Origin of the sequence: Citrobacter sp. HN-141, assembly GCF_033341895.1 — a bacterium.
GTDB lineage: Bacteria > Pseudomonadota > Gammaproteobacteria > Enterobacterales > Enterobacteriaceae > Citrobacter.
In genome coordinates, this window is sequence record NZ_JAWPBF010000002.1 from 174,726 (window position 1) to 191,868 (window position 17,143).

The 17,143-nt window shown below is 51.4% G+C and carries 19 protein-coding genes; 14 read left to right on the forward strand and 5 right to left on the reverse strand.

Features of this window, described 5'->3' with window-relative positions:
• Positions 1-27: 27 nt before the first annotated feature.
• Positions 28-651 carry a hydrogen peroxide resistance inhibitor IprA gene (iprA, locus tag RYZ59_RS03735; RefSeq protein ID WP_318044927.1) on the forward strand — a complete coding sequence of 208 codons (624 nt, stop codon included), beginning with the start codon at positions 28-30 and terminating at the stop codon, positions 649-651.
• Position 652: 1 nt separating this feature from the next.
• Here iprA and ampH read toward each other — a convergent pair whose 3' ends face one another.
• Complete coding sequence (ampH, locus tag RYZ59_RS03740; protein ID WP_318044925.1) at positions 653-1,810, reverse strand: D-alanyl-D-alanine-carboxypeptidase/endopeptidase AmpH; 1,158 nt, start codon at positions 1,808-1,810, stop codon at positions 653-655.
• Positions 1,811-2,191: 381 nt separating this feature from the next.
• Between ampH and sbmA the strand changes: the two genes are divergently transcribed.
• Both sbmA and RYZ59_RS03750 read left to right on the forward strand, forming a co-directional pair.
• A complete protein-coding gene (gene sbmA / locus RYZ59_RS03745) occupies positions 2,192-3,412 on the forward strand; it encodes a peptide antibiotic transporter SbmA (RefSeq protein ID WP_040232769.1) in 1,221 nt (406 codons plus the stop codon).
• Between the two features lie 14 nt (positions 3,413-3,426).
• The gene (locus RYZ59_RS03750) at positions 3,427-4,530 is read left to right on the forward strand and encodes a DUF1615 domain-containing protein (RefSeq protein WP_318044921.1); all 1,104 of its coding nucleotides are present in this window, start codon (positions 3,427-3,429) and stop codon (positions 4,528-4,530) included.
• On the opposite strand, the gene RYZ59_RS03755 is transcribed toward RYZ59_RS03750, so the two are convergent.
• Entirely contained in the window at positions 4,515-4,838 is a 324-nt protein-coding gene (locus tag RYZ59_RS03755; protein ID WP_202039333.1) for a YaiY family protein, read from the reverse strand. The two genes, RYZ59_RS03750 and RYZ59_RS03755, sit on opposite strands and share 16 nt — an antisense overlap.
• Positions 4,839-5,101: 263 nt before the next feature.
• Here RYZ59_RS03755 and RYZ59_RS03760 point away from each other — a divergent pair, with 263 nt between their 5' ends.
• On the forward strand, positions 5,102-5,323 hold the full coding sequence (locus RYZ59_RS03760; protein ID WP_137384665.1) for a DUF2754 domain-containing protein: 222 nt from the start codon (positions 5,102-5,104) through the stop codon (positions 5,321-5,323).
• 22 nt (positions 5,324-5,345) lie between these two features.
• On the opposite strand, the gene ddlA is transcribed toward RYZ59_RS03760, so the two are convergent.
• A complete protein-coding gene (ddlA, locus tag RYZ59_RS03765) occupies positions 5,346-6,440 on the reverse strand; it encodes a D-alanine--D-alanine ligase (RefSeq protein WP_318044918.1) in 1,095 nt (364 codons plus the stop codon).
• Positions 6,441-6,741: 301 nt separating this feature from the next.
• Here ddlA and RYZ59_RS03770 point away from each other — a divergent pair, with 301 nt between their 5' ends.
• From RYZ59_RS03770 to adrA, 5 genes are all read left to right on the forward strand, one after another.
• Positions 6,742-7,938 carry a multidrug efflux MFS transporter gene (locus tag RYZ59_RS03770; protein ID WP_202039330.1) on the forward strand — a complete coding sequence of 399 codons (1,197 nt, stop codon included), beginning with the start codon at positions 6,742-6,744 and terminating at the stop codon, positions 7,936-7,938.
• A gap of 248 nt (positions 7,939-8,186) precedes the next feature.
• On the forward strand, positions 8,187-8,429 hold the full coding sequence (locus tag RYZ59_RS03775) for a sigma-S stabilization anti-adapter protein IraP (protein WP_202039329.1): 243 nt from the start codon (positions 8,187-8,189) through the stop codon (positions 8,427-8,429).
• Positions 8,430-8,533: 104 nt separating this feature from the next.
• A complete protein-coding gene (gene phoA, locus RYZ59_RS03780) occupies positions 8,534-9,949 on the forward strand; it encodes an alkaline phosphatase (RefSeq protein ID WP_318044915.1) in 1,416 nt (471 codons plus the stop codon).
• Between the two features lie 147 nt (positions 9,950-10,096).
• Positions 10,097-10,417: a phosphate starvation-inducible protein PsiF gene (gene psiF, locus RYZ59_RS03785; RefSeq protein WP_048212462.1), complete on the forward strand. Its 321-nt coding sequence runs from the start codon at positions 10,097-10,099 to the stop codon at positions 10,415-10,417.
• 91 nt (positions 10,418-10,508) lie between these two features.
• Positions 10,509-11,624: a diguanylate cyclase AdrA gene (gene adrA, locus RYZ59_RS03790; RefSeq protein WP_137384661.1), complete on the forward strand. Its 1,116-nt coding sequence runs from the start codon at positions 10,509-10,511 to the stop codon at positions 11,622-11,624.
• 14 nt (positions 11,625-11,638) lie between these two features.
• Here adrA and proC read toward each other — a convergent pair whose 3' ends face one another.
• On the reverse strand, positions 11,639-12,448 hold the full coding sequence (gene proC / locus RYZ59_RS03795; protein WP_318044912.1) for a pyrroline-5-carboxylate reductase: 810 nt from the start codon (positions 12,446-12,448) through the stop codon (positions 11,639-11,641).
• Positions 12,449-12,637: 189 nt separating this feature from the next.
• Between proC and RYZ59_RS03800 the strand changes: the two genes are divergently transcribed.
• The 4 genes from RYZ59_RS03800 to ppnP all read left to right on the forward strand — a co-directional run bounded on the left by RYZ59_RS03800 (position 12,638) and on the right by ppnP (position 15,135).
• Positions 12,638-13,093 carry a YaiI/YqxD family protein gene (locus RYZ59_RS03800; protein WP_101741820.1) on the forward strand — a complete coding sequence of 152 codons (456 nt, stop codon included), beginning with the start codon at positions 12,638-12,640 and terminating at the stop codon, positions 13,091-13,093.
• Between the two features lie 184 nt (positions 13,094-13,277).
• Positions 13,278-13,823, forward strand: a complete 546-nt coding sequence (aroL, locus tag RYZ59_RS03805) for a shikimate kinase AroL (RefSeq protein ID WP_318044908.1) — start codon at positions 13,278-13,280, stop codon at positions 13,821-13,823.
• 278 nt (positions 13,824-14,101) lie between these two features.
• The gene (locus RYZ59_RS03810; protein ID WP_137384659.1) at positions 14,102-14,779 is read left to right on the forward strand and encodes an AroM family protein; all 678 of its coding nucleotides are present in this window, start codon (positions 14,102-14,104) and stop codon (positions 14,777-14,779) included.
• Between the two features lie 71 nt (positions 14,780-14,850).
• A complete protein-coding gene (gene ppnP, locus RYZ59_RS03815) occupies positions 14,851-15,135 on the forward strand; it encodes a pyrimidine/purine nucleoside phosphorylase (RefSeq protein WP_003021477.1) in 285 nt (94 codons plus the stop codon).
• Positions 15,136-15,228: 93 nt separating this feature from the next.
• Here ppnP and rdgC read toward each other — a convergent pair whose 3' ends face one another.
• Positions 15,229-16,140: a recombination-associated protein RdgC gene (gene rdgC, locus RYZ59_RS03820; protein WP_137384658.1), complete on the reverse strand. Its 912-nt coding sequence runs from the start codon at positions 16,138-16,140 to the stop codon at positions 15,229-15,231.
• A gap of 91 nt (positions 16,141-16,231) precedes the next feature.
• On the opposite strand from rdgC, the gene mak reads away from it, so the two are divergent.
• Positions 16,232-17,140, forward strand: a complete 909-nt coding sequence (mak, locus tag RYZ59_RS03825; protein ID WP_318044905.1) for a fructokinase — start codon at positions 16,232-16,234, stop codon at positions 17,138-17,140.
• Positions 17,141-17,143 lie beyond the last annotated feature (3 nt).

Here is a 17,143-nt window from a genome sequence, read left to right on the forward strand (position 1 = left end):
ACGGGCTTTTATGCAAGGAATGCGTAAATGTTATCTGTAGATAAGCCTTTTCTGGAGTTTGGTAAGCTGGATAAATGTTTATCGAAATATGGTGAGCGTTTTGAATATGAAAATGAAAAACATATAATATATTCCAGTGATGTAAATAAAAACGACACTTTTGTTATTTTAGAGGGGGTTATCTCGCTGAGGCGAGGAGAAAACATACTGGTTGGCATTACACAGGCACCGTTTATTATGGGACTTGCGGATGGTGTGATGAAAACAGATGTTCAATATAGATTAATAACAGAAAGTTACTGTGCGGGTTATTATCTGCCAGCGACCAAAACGATTGGTATTATTGAACAATGTCAACTATGGCGCGAAGCCTTTAGCTGGTTAGCATGGCAACACTGCATGCTTGAATTACGCGACCTGCAATTAATTGGCAATAACTCCTACGATCAGATCCGTGCCACGCTGATATCCATGATGAAATGGGATGAGTTACTGCGCTCTCGCGTTGGTGTTATGAACTATATCCACCAGCGTACACGCATTTCACGCTCTGTCGTTGCTGAAGTTCTCTCGGCACTGCGTAAAGGCGGCTACATTGAAATGAATAAAGGCAAACTGGTGAGCATTAACCGTTTGCCTTTTGAGTATTGAATCAGGAGGCGGGGATCACTTGCGGTTTGTTGCCGCTCAGTTCGCTCACCAGATTGTTGATCCCGTCGCTCATATTGGTAAAGCGGGTCAGCGGGGAGCGGGTCACCACGACAAAGGCCCCGACGTTTTGCTGTGGGATCATCGCCATATAGGTAATGAAGCCACCGCCGCCACCGGTTTTTTGAATAATTCCTGGTCGCCCATTCTTCGGCGCCATATAGACCCAGCCCAAACCTAGCGCATCGGCTCTGCCCGGAACATCCATCCCTATCACTTTGGTTAACTGCGTACGCTGATAAATCAGCGTCTGCATCCGGTCGGCCTGCTGGCTACGATGATAAAAATCAGAGGAGAGGTACTGTTGCATCCAGCGCATCATATCGCCGGGCGTAGAATAGACGCCGCCGCTGCCCATGGCCGCCAGCGTATTGTTACACGGGCTGGCGCCTTTTTCCGCGACCATCAGACGTGCGCACTGATCGGGGGACGGGGTAAAGGTGGTGTCTTTCATCCCGAGTGGTCGGGTGATTTTCTCTTCAAACAACTGCGGATAAGGTTTGCCGGACGCGGTTCCCAGCGCATCGGCCAGCAGGTCAAACGCCAGGTTCGAATAGGATGCCTGCGAGCCCGGTGCGGCTTTTAGCGTTGCGGTTGAGAGATAGCTCCAGCGTTGCTCGCGAGTCGGCCAGACAAAGACCGGGCGTTTTGCTGCGCCGCCAGGTTGCTCACGTGGCAGTGCGCTGGTGTGCGTCGCCAGATTCACCAGCGTAATAGGCGTTCCCTGATATGTCGGAACGCGTGCGCCTGGTGGTGCATATTTACTCAATGGATCGTTGAGTTTTACTGTGCCCTGATCGAGTAATTTCACTAACACTTCGCTGGTCATTAATTTGGTCAACGACGCGATGCGAATGACGGAATCCAACTGCGGGTGAACATTATTGCCGGGGCGTGTTTCACCAAAGCTACGAAACACGCGCTGATTACCATCAATCACCACAAGCGCCATCCCTGTCGCTCCGCTGCCGTAGAAAATATGATCGGCATACCGGTCGACGATGTCAGAGGCAAAGACGGGATCGGTTATAGGCTGTGCCGCCTGGACAGATGTCAATGACGCCGCACACAGCGCGGCAGAAAAAAGCAGACTACGTTTCAACGGTGGTGTCCATGAGTTAGAGGAAATAAAAGATGACGTGCGTATGCGTATTTATACTACTCGTTGGCATATTGCAAAGCGCTTATCAGCCAATGATAGTGGGAAAAACGTAACGATGAGTAAACGTGGGCTTTTCCCGGAGAGTGGATGTTCGCTTTTGTGATCTCACGCTGTAATAATCTGAACATGCCGGAACGCTGTCGGTGTGAAAACCGCAGAAACAATTCTACAAAACCAGATAGCGAACTAAGTGCGTCGGTTCTGGTCACAATTGTCGGTTTCAGCTTGTGTTTATTGGGCGTAAGCCGTCTTGCCGCGGTAAACCACCGTGGCAAATGCACAGCAGTCGTCATAACGATAAGAAGTTAGCAGGAGAGCACTATGTTTAAGTCTTTTTTCCCAAAGCCGGGGCCGTTCTTTATTTCGGCATTTATTTGGGCACTGGTCGCTGTTGTATTTTGGCAGGCTGGAGGGGGAGCCTGGGTTGCACAGATTACCGGCGCATCGGGGGATGTACCGATTAGCGCAGCGCGATTCTGGTCGCTGGATTATCTGATTTTTTATGCGTACTACATTCTGTGCGTTGGCGTGTTTGCGCTGTTCTGGTTTATCTACAGTCCGCACCGCTGGCAGTACTGGTCGATACTCGGTACCTCGCTGATTATCTTCGTTACCTGGTTTCTGGTTGAAGTCGGCGTCGCCGTCAACGCCTGGTATGCGCCGTTCTATGACCTGATTCAAACCGCGCTCAGCACGCCGCATAAGGTGAAGATTGAGCAGTTCTATCAGGAAGTGGGGATCTTTCTCGGGATTGCGCTGATTGCCGTCGTCATTGGTGTGATGAACAACTTCTTCGTCAGCCATTACGTCTTCCGCTGGCGTACCGCGATGAACGAACATTATATGGCGCACTGGCAGCATCTGCGTCATATCGAAGGTGCGGCGCAGCGTGTGCAGGAAGACACCATGCGTTTCGCTTCCACGCTGGAAGACATGGGCGTGAGTTTTATTAACGCGATTATGACGCTGATTGCCTTCCTGCCGGTACTGGTTACGCTCTCTGCGCATGTCCCGGATCTGCCGATTGTTGGGCATATTCCCTACGGTCTGGTGATTGCCGCGATTGTCTGGTCGTTGATGGGGACCGGGCTGCTGGCTGTGGTGGGGATCAAACTGCCTGGGCTGGAGTTCAAAAATCAGCGGGTGGAAGCGGCGTACCGTAAAGAGCTGGTGTACGGTGAAGATGATGGTAATCGCGCGACGCCGCCGACGGTGCGCGAGCTGTTCCACGCGGTGCGTCAAAACTACTTTCGCCTCTATTTTCACTATATGTACTTCAATATCGCCCGTATTCTTTACCTGCAGGTTGATAACGTTTTCGGCTTGTTCCTGCTGTTTCCATCGATTGTTGCCGGTACGATTACGCTCGGTCTGATGACGCAAATCACCAACGTGTTTGGTCAGGTACGCGGTTCGTTCCAGTATTTGATTAATTCGTGGACGACGCTGGTTGAGCTGATGTCTATCTATAAGCGTCTGCGTAGCTTCGAGCGTGAACTGGATGGTCAGGAAATTCAGGCTGTTACCCATACGCTTAGCTAACAAAAGGAGATGTTATGTCGACGGTTTCCCGTCTTTACCCCTGGTCTGGTCTGGCGGCGTTGGTGCTGGTGGGGTGTAGTAGCCAACCCGCGCAGCCATTAAAAAAGGGGGAGAAAGCCGTCGATGTGGCGAGCGTGGTGCGGCAAAAAATGCCTGCCAGTGTGAAAGACCGGGACGCGTGGGCGCAGGACCTGGCGAAAACGTTTGCCAGTCAGAAGCTGGCGCCGACGATTGAAAATATCTGTTCGGTGCTGGCGGTGGCGCAGCAGGAGTCCAACTATCAGGCCGATCCGGTTGTCCCGAATTTAAGCAAAATAGCCTGGAAAGAGATTGACCGTCGCGCCGAGCGTATGCATATCCCGGTGTTTTTGGTTCATACCGCACTGAAGATTAACTCGCCAAATGGGAAAAGCTACAGCGAGCGTCTGGATTCGGTGAAGACGGAAAAGCAGCTTAGCGCCATTTTTGATGATTTCATCAATATGGTGCCGATGGGACAGACGTTGTTTGGTTCGCTCAACCCGGTGCATACCGGGGGACCGATGCAGGTCAGCATTGCGTTTGCCGAACAGCATACTTCCGGATATCCGTGGAAAATGGAAGGAACGGTACGTCAGGAGGTCTTCACCCTGCGCGGGGGACTTTGGTTCGGCACGTATCACTTGCTGAATTACCCGGCGAACTATAGCGCACCCATCTTCCGTTTCGCGGATTTTAATGCGGGATGGTACGCCAGCCGTAATGCGGCGTTTCAGAATGCCGTCAGCAAAGCCAGTGGTGTGAAGCTGGCGCTGGATGGGGATTTGATTCTCTACAACAGCAAAGAACCGGGCAAAACGGAGCTGGCAGTACGCAAGCTTGCCGGGAAGCTGGGGATGAGTGAGAGCGATATTCATCGTCAGTTGCAAAAAGGCGACAGCCTGGCCTTCGAGGAGACGGCGCTGTACGAGAAGATGTATAAGCTGGCGGAAGCGAAGGCAGGAAAAGCGTTACCACGGGAAATGCTGCCAGGTATTCAACTGGAAAGCCCGAAGATTACGCGTAATTTGACCACGGCATGGTTTGCTAAACGCGTGGACGATCGTCGGGCGAAGTGTATGGGTCAGTCATCGTTGTGATGACGATGGCGCCAGCGCATTACCGCCGCGATAACGCCAAGGATAAGGCAGCCAGTGAGGAAGGGAATCAGTCCAAACAGGGTGCCGACGCCTAAGCCAATTTCAACGCGTGGGCGTCCGGTCTCTTGCATCTGTAGCTGCATCAGTTCTTCATAGATACCGGGCGCATGGGCTAACAGATTTAAAACCTGAGCCCCGGCCCAGAAGCAAAACAGCACAAAAACGGCATACGCAATGTTGCCGGGCAGAGAGGAGGTATCTCGATGCTTGCCCTTAAACAGGGATTTTGAGAGCGTAAAATCAGCCATAGGGACCTCCAGAAATATCCTGCGTTGTCGATGCCATACCAGTAACTGACAGTGAGTCTGACAGGTGATCGGGATTGTCAATATCAGAATGATGGTAATTTCAGGTAGAGATTATTCCTGGATTTTGGTTTTTTGTTGAGCGTCACAAATATGTAACCTTAAGTTAAATTAACTCACATTTCAGAATTTCCGCACAGGACACAGACGCTCGCAGGGAAATGTGCGAGGATGCTGCTCAACGATGTACTTCCACCGGAGCTGTTATGAACCTGCCTGTAAAAATTCGCCGCGACTGGCACTATTACGCGTTTGCCATTGGGCTGATCTTTATTCTGAATGGCGTGGTGGGATTATTGGGGTTTGAAGCGAAAGGATGGCAAACCTATGCGGTGGGGCTGGTTACGTGGGTGATTAGCTTTTGGCTTGCGGGACTTATTATTCGCCGCCGCGTCGATGAGGATGAAGACGTCAAGGATGCCCAATAGCTATCGGGCATCCTGTCTGCTTTTACATGCTGGTTTTCAGCGCGCAATCGGCAGCGTGGCGCTCCAGCGCCAGCTCGATCAGACGTGTGATCAGATCGGTATAGCCTAAGCCGCTGGCCTGCCACAGTTTGGGATACATACTGATGTTGGTAAAGCCCGGCAGCGTGTTGATCTCGTTGATCACCACGTCATTCTCTGGGGTCAGGAACACATCCACCCGCGCCATCCCGGCGCAACCCAGCGTCTGGTAAGCCTGAATAGCGATCTCACGGATCTTGTCGTTAATTTCTGGCGCAATCGCCGCCGGAACCACGACTTTGGCCCCGTTATCGTCAATATATTTGGTGTCGTAAGCGTAGAAATCGCTGTTCAGGACGATCTCGCCACAGGTGCTGGCCTGCGGGTGATCGTTCCCCAGTACCGCACATTCGATCTCGCGCCCCTTGATCCCTTGTTCTACCACCACTTTATGATCGAACTCAAACGCCAGTGCAACAGCCTGGTCGTATTGCGCTTCGCTGGTGACTTTGCTGACGCCAACGGATGATCCCTGATTGGCTGGCTTCACAAACAGCGGCAGGCCCAGACGCGATTCGACCTCAGCAAAGCTGATGGCATTACGATTGGCGCGGGTGAGCGTAATAAATGGTGCGATGTTTAATCCGGCATCGCGCAGCAGACGTTTAGTGACGTCTTTATCCATGCAGGCCGCAGAGCCCAGCACATCAGAACCGACGAACGGTAAATTCGCCACGCGCAGCATGCCTTGCAGTGAACCATCTTCACCCAGCGTGCCGTGCACGATAGGGAAAATAACATCGACCGTAGGCAACGGCTGACCGTTTTGCGCATCGATCAACTGCTGTTCTTCTTTACCCGGTACCTGCGCCAGGCTGGTCGCGGAAGGGCGCAACGCAATGCGTGCCGGATCGTCAGCGTTGAGCAGATAGTTGCTGGCATCGCTCACGTGCCATTGCCCTTGTTTATCAATACCTAACAGCACAACGTCAAAGCGAGTCTTGTCGATGGCATCGACAATATTTTTTGCCGATTGCAATGACACTTCATGTTCCGCTGATTTACCACCAAATACGATTCCTACTCGCAACTTTGCCATCTTAAAAACCCATTCCTTGAATGCAAAGCACATACATTACCACGACAAAACGCAGGATTCCTCGGCTTCTGGCAGATTGTTTTGGTGGATTCCACGGGAATGAATACGCACAAACCCACAGGGCATGTTCGAAGCATAATCCCCTGCATGTAATGTGGGTTTGATGTGATGAATATCACAAATATGATGAGCGGGGAGATAAAATACTAAACTGTGAAACATCGCACCTCTGGACCCTCGTTTGAAGGCGTAATTTGTTAAGCTGCTCGCAGTTTTCAGCTACTTACCGTTATGAGTCCTTATGGAATCCTGGAGAGTTAACCTTATTTCCGTGTGGTTCGGTTGCTTTTTCACCGGACTGGCGATCAGCCAAATCCTGCCTTTTCTACCGCTCTATATCTCCCAACTGGGAGTCACCTCGCACGAAGCGCTCTCAATGTGGTCCGGGTTAACGTTTAGCGTCACGTTCCTTATTTCTGCCATTGTTTCACCGATGTGGGGCAGTTTAGCTGACCGTAAAGGGCGTAAGCTGATGCTGTTACGGGCCTCGCTGGGCATGGCCATTGCCATTTTGCTGCAGGCATTTGCCACTAACGTCTGGCAGCTTTTTCTGTTGCGCGGGGTGATGGGGTTAACGTCGGGATATATTCCTAATGCGATGGCGTTGGTGGCGTCGCAAGTCCCGCGCGAACGCAGTGGTTGGGCGTTGAGCACGCTCTCAACGGCGCAAATTAGTGGGGTGATTGGCGGGCCGCTGATGGGCGGTTTTATTGCTGACCACGTTGGCTTACGTGCGGTATTTTGTATTACCGCCGCGCTGTTGGTGGTGAGTTTTTTGGTCACACTGTTCTTAATCAAAGAGGGTGTCCGACCGGCGATTAAAAAAAGCGAGCGTTTAAGCGGGAAAGCTGTTTTTGCTTCGTTACCGTACCCCGCGCTGGTTATTAGCCTGTTTTTTACCACCATGGTGATTCAACTGTGTAACGGCTCTATTGGCCCCATTCTGGCGCTGTTTATCAAATCGATGGTGCCAGATAGCTCAAATATTGCTTTTCTCAGCGGGCTGATTGCCTCGGTTCCCGGCATATCCGCTTTGATTTCAGCACCACGTCTTGGAAAGTTGGGCGACAGAATTGGTACTGAACGGATTCTAATGGCAACGCTCATCTTCGCCGTGGTGCTGTTTTTCGCCATGTCATGGGTTACCACTCCGTTGCAATTAGGGATATTACGTTTTCTGCTCGGCTTTGCCGATGGTGCAATGCTGCCTGCGGTGCAAACGCTATTAGTGAAATACTCCAGCGAGCAGATTACCGGGCGCATCTTTGGGTATAACCAGTCGTTTATGTACCTTGGAAACGTTGCCGGACCCTTGATGGGGGCAACCGTGTCGGCCATGGCGGGTTTCCGCTGGGTCTTTATCGCTACCGCGAGCATTGTGCTTATTAATATCTGGCAACTGGCTATCGCGTTGCGACGCCGGCGTCTCGCTCGCTGAATGGCGGATTAACAACGCGGGTTGCCCGCGTTGTTAATCCATAATTGAAGATTATATATCCGAGTGACTATTAATCTCCTTACCCTTTTATATTGAATTATTCTGCAGAAAGCGTCATTCCCCCTTATTTTGTGTTGTGATTGTTTTCGCAAAACGTTTTATTTCTGCAATAAATACAACTTTCATCCTCTAGGAAGTTGTGAGTCTTAGTGATAACGTGGCCTTTATTTGGTTAAGGGAATACGAAAATGAAAAATCTCATCACTGAGTTGTTACTTAAGCTCGCCCAAAAAGAAGAAGAATCGCAAGACCTGGCCGCGCAAGTCGCAACGTTAGAACGGGTCATCATGGAAATGCTGCGCAACATGGCAACAAATGAGCAGCAAACACTGATTCGTCAAATAGAAGACGCGCTGGCAGGGGTAAGTCAAATGCCCGCATTTCTGACGACGATGCACAGTGCTGGCGAAAACGCACCTAAAACGTGTTGAGATATCTGCAGATACTTATCCACGAATTATCATAAAAGTGTCACATCAAATACTTATAGTCGCTTTGTTTTAATTTTACCGTATTTGTACATGGAGAAAATAAAGTGAAACAAAGCGCACTCGCTATTGCCCTGTTACCCTTGCTGTTTACCCCGGTTATTCATGCAGAAACATCTACCGTAGCGGCTATGGATAATCGTGCCGCACAGGGAGATATCACCACACCGGGTGGCGCGCGTCGATTAACGACGGATCAAACGGCAGCACTACGAGATTCTTTGAACGATAAACCAGCCCAAAATATTATTTTATTGATCGGCGATGGTATGGGGGATTCGGAAATTACCGCTGCGCGAAATTATGCAGAAGGGGCCGGTGGTTTTTTTAAAGGTATTGATGCGTTACCCCTGACCGGACAATACACGCACTACGCGTTGGATAAAAAAACGGGTAAACCTGACTATGTGACCGATTCCGCAGCTTCTGCGACAGCATGGACGACCGGGGTTAAAACATATAACGGTGCGCTGGGCGTTGATATTCACGAAAACGATCACGCCACTATTCTGGAAATGGCCAAAGCTGCCGGTCTGGCGACAGGCAACGTATCCACTGCTGAATTGCAGGATGCCACCCCCGCCGCGCTGGTTGCGCATGTGACATCGCGTAAATGTTACGGTCCAAGCGTCACCGCTGAGAAATGCCCGACAAATGCGTTGGAAAAAGGCGGTAAAGGCTCAATCACCGAGCAATTATTGAATGCCCGTGCTGATGTTACGCTGGGCGGCGGGGCAAAAACCTTTGCTGAGACCGCTGCAGCGGGTGAGTGGCAGGGTAAAACGCTGCGTGAACAGGCTCAGGCCCGTGGTTATCAGATGGTCAGTGATACCGCGAAGCTGGCAGCCATTACTGAAGCGAATCAGGATAAACCGCTGTTAGGCTTGTTCTCTGACGGTAACATGCCGGTACGCTGGGAAGGGCCAAAAGCGTCTTACCACGGTAATCTTGATAAGCCAGTCGTGACCTGTACGCCAAATCCAAAACGTAACGATACGGTGCCGACGCTTGCCCAGATGACGGATAAAGCGATTGAGTTATTAAGCAAGAATGAAAAAGGCTTTTTCCTGCAGGTAGAAGGCGCGTCCATCGATAAGCAGGATCACGCCGCAAACCCGTGCGGTCAGATTGGTGAAACGGTCGATCTGGATGAAGCCGTACAGCGCGCGCTGGCCTTCGCGAAGAAAGACGGCAACACGCTGGTCGTCGTGACCGCTGACCACGCGCATGCCAGTCAGATTGTTGCGCCAGACACCAAAGCCCCTGGCCTGACTCAGGCGCTGAATACCAAAGATGGCGCGGTGATGGTTATCAGCTATGGCAACTCGGAAGAGGAATCACAGGAGCATACTGGCAGCCAGCTGCGTATTGCTGCCTATGGCCCGCATGCGGCGAATGTGGTTGGCCTGACCGACCAGACCGACCTGTTTTACACCATGAAAGCGGCGTTAGGGCTGAAGTAACCTGCTATTTGGTCACTTAATTTGAATAATAAGGTGGCTATTTCTGCGTCAGCAACCAGACTTACTACACGTCATCCTTCAAGCAGCCAACGTTGAGATTGCTTGAAAGGTGACGTGTAGAGTGAATACTCACAACAGGATGGTGCTATGAAAATAACATTGCTCGTTACCCTATTATTTGGCCTGGTTTTCTTAACTACCGTCGGCGCTGCCGAGAAGACGTTAACCCCGCAACAACAACGTATGACCACCTGCAACCAGCAGGCGACGGCGCAGACCTTAAAAGGGGATGCCCGGAAGACATATATGAGTGATTGCCTGAAAAACAGTAAGTCTGCGCCTGATGAAAAGAGCCTGACGCCGCAGCAGCAGAAAATGCGTGAATGCAACGTTCAGGCAACAGAGCAGTCGCTGAAAGGCGACGATCGTAAAAAATTTATGAGCGCTTGCCTGAAAAAAGCTGCGTAATACATACGGGTGAGCGGATAAAATCGCTCACCCGAAATATCATACTTCCGCCGCCAGACCCCTTTCTATAATTTGGGAAATTTGTTTCAGAATATTCCCAAATACGATGAATGATGAAAACTTTTATCAAAAGAAGGCCGTACCGAATGAAGCATTTATATCGCTTCATCAAAACGACCACCAACGTTCCGGTCTGCGATTTGCCCGACGGATAAGACTGCCTCGCGCAGTCGGGCTGGGGGGAATGTTTTTCCCCATCGCGTCGGTATTAGTCTCGCAACCCATAACCGGAGGTTGGTGGCTATTACTGGTGGGATGGGCGTTTGTCTGGCCGCATCTGGCGTGGCAGTTGGCGAGCAAAGCGGAAGATCCGCTGTACAGTGAATTTACGAATATTAAAGCCGATGCGATCCTCGCTGGCATGTGGGTGGGGATTATGGGGGCAAACCTGCTGCCATCCACGGCGCTGCTGATGATTATCTGCATCAACCTGATGGGCGCAGGTGGGGTGCGATTATTCATCGCTGGCGTCGTGTTGATGGTGGTTTCGTGTCTGGTGACGCTACAGTTAACGGATATTCCGGTCGTGTTTAGCAGTACGCAACTGAGCGTGCTGTTGTCGCTGCCGGTACTGGTGATTTATCCGCTGCTGTTTGCCTGGGTTAGCTACCAGACGGTGATCAAATTGGCAGAGCATAAACGCCGCCTGCAGGTAATGAGTACGCGGGATGGAATGACCGGAGTTTATAACCGGCGCCATTGGGAGCTACTGCTGCGCAATGAATTTGATAATTGCCGTCGTCAGCAACGTGATGCCACACTGCTTATTATCGATATCGACCATTTTAAGAGCATCAATGATACCTGGGGGCATGACGTTGGGGATCAGGCGATCGTTGCGCTGACGCGTCAGTTGCAAATGACGCTGCGCGGCAGTGATGTGATTGGGCGTTTTGGTGGTGATGAGTTTGCGGTAATTATGTGCGGTACACCTGCAGCCAGCGCAATCGCGGCGATGTCGCGCGTCCATGAACGACTTAGCCAGTTACGCTTGTCCTGTGCTCCGCAAGTAGCCCTGCGGATTAGCGTCGGTGTTGCTCCGCTGACTTCTGAAACAGAGCACTATCGGGAATGGTTGAAGTCAGCGGATATGGCGCTTTACAAAGCAAAGAATGCCGGACGTAACCGTACTGAAGCGGCGGCCTGACGTCCGACTTGCACTCAGGATTTGCTGAGTTTCTCTGATTGTTCCATGCACTTAACCATCGCTTCGATGACTGACGAACGAAAGCCGCGTTCTTCGAGGACGCGCACTGCCTCAATGGTGGTTCCGCCAGGCGAGCACACCATATCTTTCAGTTCTCCGGGATGTTTACCCGTTTCCAGCACCATCTTCGCCGATCCCATGACCGCCTGTGCCGCGAATTTATAGGCTTGTGCGCGTGGCATGCCGCCCTGAACGGCGGCATCCGCCATGGCTTCGATAAACATAAACACATATGCCGGGGCTGAACCGCTGACGCCAACGACCGGGTGAATCATCGATTCTGCGATGACTTCGGCTTCGCCAAAGCAGCGGAAAATATTCAACACATCAGCAGTATCTTCCGGTGTTACCAGCGCATTTGGGGTGACGGACGTCATTCCTGCATTGACCAGTGACGGCGTGTTAGGCATTGCGCGGATAATTTTACGGTCATGACCCAGTGCGCGGGCGAGTTGATCGAGGGTGACGCCCGCGGCAATGGATACCACCAGAGAATCTTTGTTCAGGCTGGAGGTGATTTCACTCAGCACTTTAATCATGATGCCTGGCTTCACGGCGCCAAAGACAATATCTGCGATTTGCGCGACTTCTTGTGCAGACTGCGCTGCATTTATGCCGTACTGATCGTGCAGTGCTGCGACTTTCTCGGGAGAGGGGGTATAGACCCAGATTTGTCCGGGGAGTACCTGGCCGCTGGCGATCAGGCCGCCAAGAATCGCTTTACCCATGTTACCGCAGCCGATAAAACCAATTTTCTTGTCCATCTTGTCACTCCCTATGCGTGATATTCATTGTTTTATACCCGTTACTCTTCAATTTACTTGAATTATTTAGGGTAAATCTGGGAAAGCTAAGCTTAGCGCGGAATGAAGGCGTTCAGAAGGAGAAACAGCGCTTTGCCTGAAAGTAAAAGCACGAGACAATGTGCAATTGCACATGTGTCTGGAGGTGTTATGACGATTTGGGTGGATGCGGATGCGTGTCCGAATGTGATTAAAGACATTTTATATCGGGCTTCCGAGCGAATGCAGATGCCGCTCATTTTGGTCGCCAATCAGAGTTTGCGCGTTCCGCCTTCGCGTTTTATCCGCACCTTACGTGTTCCAGCTGGGTTTGATGTCGCCGATAACGAAATTGTGCGCCAGTGCAGCGCGGGAGACCTGGTTGTCACGGCGGATATTCCGCTGGCCTCTGAAGTCATTGAAAAAGGCGCTGCGGCACTCAACCCACGCGGTGAACGCTATACCGAGGCGACGATCCGTGAACGTCTGACGATGCGTGATTTTATGGATACGCTGCGTGCCAGCGGGATACAGACCGGAGGGCCTGACAGCCTTTCGCCGCGTGACAGGCAACATTTTGCGGCTGAACTGGACAAGTGGTGGCTGGAAGTTCAACGTAGAAAATAACAACTGTAATTTATTTTTTACACTTTCTTCGTTGTGAATTCTTGTTATAGTAGGGTTTAATCGATTTTATCGCCTTATTGGAATTTATTCTTTACACTTTGGCGGCGTACTAGTTTGATGGTATGATTATAACTTTAACAGCATCAGATCCCGCTTACCTGCGGTTCTCTGGGGAACTTCTGTGATGACACAACCGCTTTATCTTGTTGGCCCCCGGGGGTGTGGTAAGACGACAACCGGTATGGCGCTGGCGAAAGCCATCGACTTTCAGTTCGTTGATACCGATCGCTGGTTGCAATCACACGTGCAGATGACCGTGGCTGAAATTGTTGAAAGAGAAGGATGGGAAGGTTTTCGCGCCCAGGAAACGACAGCCTTGCAGGCCGTTACGGCCCCTTCAACCGTCGTGGCGACCGGCGGCGGTATTATTCTTACTGAATATAATCGTCACTACATGCGTAGTCACGGCATGGTCATCTATTTAAACGCACCGGTATCGGTACTGGTAAACCGCCTGGAAGTGGCGCCTGAGGAAGGATTGCGCCCGACGTTAACCGGCAAGCCATTAACCGAAGAAGTGCAGGAAGTTCTTGAGCAGCGCGATGCGCTGTATCGTGAAGCGGCGCATTATATTGTTGATGCGACGAATGAACCTTCGCAGGTTGTGGCCGATATTCTTGCGATACTGTCGCAAGCCCGGTCACGGCTACAGGGCGGAGCTTATCGTTAAGGACTGCCCGATATAGACCGACCTTTCCACGCCATCCTGGGCGCGCAGACAAATTATCTGTCCTCTGCCAGAGCGTGCCTGTATCACAATTTTCGAACCTCCCGGTATACCGCGGAAAGTGAAAATTAAGCGATAACAATATAGTACTGGAATGATTTGGAATCTTTACACTATGCATCGCCGATCTGCTGCTACGCTTTTGAGCATTTGTAGCGCAGGTCAGCACCCGGCATTTGTCCGGGAATTCACGGCAAAGTAAGAAGACGGTGGAGCAACAAATGAGTACGTCGTTGGCTATCCTCACGATTGGTGTTGTACCGATGTGTGAGGTGTTACCGCTCCTGACGGAATATATCGATGAACAACACATTACTCACCACAGCCTGCTGGGACAGATGCGGCGAGAAGATGTGATGGCTGAGTATGCAGTATCGCCCGGCGACGAGTCGTTATTGACGCTGCTGAGCGACCATCAACTGGCTCATGTCTCGCGCCAGAAAGTCGAGCGCGATTTGCAAAGTATTGTTGAAGTGCTGGATAACCAGGGGTTTGATGTTATTTTGCTGATGAGCACGGCCTCAATTTCCCGCCTGACGGCCCGCAATAGTATCCTGCTGGAGCCTTTACGAATTATTCCTCCCCTGGTGGCCTCAATTGTTGAAGGGCATCAGGTTGGGGTGATTGTGCCGGTCGCCGAATTGCTCCATGCCCAGGAACAAAAATGGCAGGTGCTACAGACGCCCCCCGTCTATGCCGTGGCAAACCCGATTCACGGTTCTGAGCAACAGCTGATTGATGCAGGAAAAGATCTGCTTGAGCAGGGGGCGGATGTGATCATGCTGGATTGTTTGGGTTTTAACCAACGCCATCGTGATTTACTGCAAAAGTCGCTGGATGTCCCGGTTCTTCTGTCTAACGTACTGATTGCCCGACTGGCATCCGAGTTACTTGCTTAATTTTGCGTGACAGCTACAACGTCAGGCCCCTATATTGGTTATCAACTTAATCACGAGATAGGGCCAGTTGTATGCTTCAAAGTAATGAATACTTTTCCGGCAAAGTAAAATCGATCGGTTTTACCAGCAGCAGTACTGGCCGCGCCAGCGTTGGCGTTATGGCGGAAGGTGAATACACCTTTGGTACAGCGGCACCTGAAGAGATGACGGTGGTAAGCGGTGCGTTAAATGTGTTACTGCCGGGGGAAACCGAGTGGAAAGTGTATGCCGCAGGGGACGTGTTTAACGTACCGGGCAACAGCGAATTTCATCTGCAAGTGGCAGAGCCAACATCCTATCTTTGCCGCTATCTGTAATTGTTTAGTGTCTGATAGTACTTACTTATCTGGCCTACAATAGGCGTAGGCCAGATAAGTCGCAAGGGGTGACATCTGGCAATACGACGTCACTTAGCGCTGTGCTTCGCCGCCTAATCCTTCCACCAGGCTTTTAATCAACGCGGCCAGTTCACCCGTCATCAGGATGAAATCGGCATCAAAACGTTGAGCATAGTCTTCACGGTCGATGTCTTCATTTTGATCGCGCAGTTCATCGCTGAACTTCAGACGCTTAATGGAACCGTCGTCGCACATGACAAACTGAATACGCTGCTGCCAGTCGAGCGCCAGCTTGGTGACCAGTTTGCCTGCTTCGATGTGTACGGCAATTTCATCGCAAACCAGATCCTGTTTCTTCGCGCGGATCACGCCACCATCTTCCAGCATCGCTTTCAGTTCGGCTTCATCCAGTAACTGGAAACCTTGCGCCGTCGTGCCGGAACGGACCCATTCGGTCAGCGTCAGTTCGATTGGGTTTTCCATCGTCAACGGGACAACCGGCAGTGAACCGAGGCTTTTACGCAGCAGTGCCAGCGTGTCCTCTGCTTTTTTGGCGCTTGCACAGTCGACAATGATCAGGTCATTGACAGTGTCGATCCACATCATTGTCTGGCTGAAGCGGCTAAAGGCGCGCGGCAGCAATGAGTGCAACACTTCATCTTTCAGCGAGTCTTTTTCGGTCTTTTTGAGCTTGCGACCCTGCTCAGCTTCCAGTTTGGCTATTTTTGCTTCCAGCGCCTGTTTAATAACCGGCGACGGCAGAATTTTTTCTTCTTTGCGGGCGCAGATAATAATTTGGCCATTGGCGGTATGCGTTAAAGCATCGCTGTGCGATCCCATCGGCGGCACCCAGCCCATTTTTGCCATATCCTGGCTACCGCAAGGGGTGAACGTCATTGATGCCAGCTGTTTTTCCATCTCTTCGGCACGCAAAGAAACATCGCGGCTAAGACGGTAAACCATTAAATTTTTGAACCACAGCATGATAATTTCCACGGCCTTGTCGTTAAATCCAGCGGGCATGATAGCGAATTGTCGCTATGCTTGCATTGTTAATCGGGAAGAGGAGTAAACCGTGCGTATAGGTATCGATTTAGGCGGTACGAAAACGGAAGTTATCGCGCTTGGCGATGCGGGTGAGCAGCTTTTTCGCCATCGCCTGCCGACGCCGCGTGATGATTATCGACAAACCATAGAAACCATCGCCGCGCTGGTGGAGATGGCGGAAAAAGCCACCGGGCAGACGGGAACCGTGGGGATGGGCATTCCCGGTTCAATTTCGCCTTATACCGGGGTGGTGAAAAATGCCAACTCGACCTGGCTCAATGGACAACCCTTTGACAAAGACCTGAGTACGCGACTGAACCGTGAAGTCCGCCTGGCAAACGATGCTAACTGCCTGGCGGTGTCTGAAGCGGTCGATGGCGCAGCCGCGGGAGCGCAGACCGTGTTTGCGGTGATAATTGGTACCGGCTGTGGTTCCGGTGTGGCGCTCAATGGCCGGGTGCATAGCGGTGGTAATGGCACGGCGGGCGAGTGGGGGCATAATCCACTGCCGTGGATGGATGATGATGAGTTGCGCTATCGGCAAGAGGTGCCTTGCTATTGCGGTAAACAAGGCTGTATTGAAACCTTTATCTCAGGGACTGGATTTGCCACTGATTATCATCGCCTGAGCGGAAATCCGCTAAAAGGCAGTGAAATTATCCGTCTGGTAAACGAACAGGATGCACTGGCGGAACAGGCGCTGAGCCGATATGAATTACGCCTGGCGAAATCGTTAGCGCATGTGGTGAATATTCTCGACCCGGATGTCATTGTGCTGGGCGGGGGAATGAGCAATGTCGACAGGCTGTACCAAAACGTTCCGTCACTGATTAAGCAGTTTGTCTTTGGCGGTGAGTGTGAAACGCCTCTGCGCAAGGCGTTACACGGTGACTCCAGTGGCGTGCGCGGCGCGGCCTGGCTGTGGCCGCAGGCATAAACG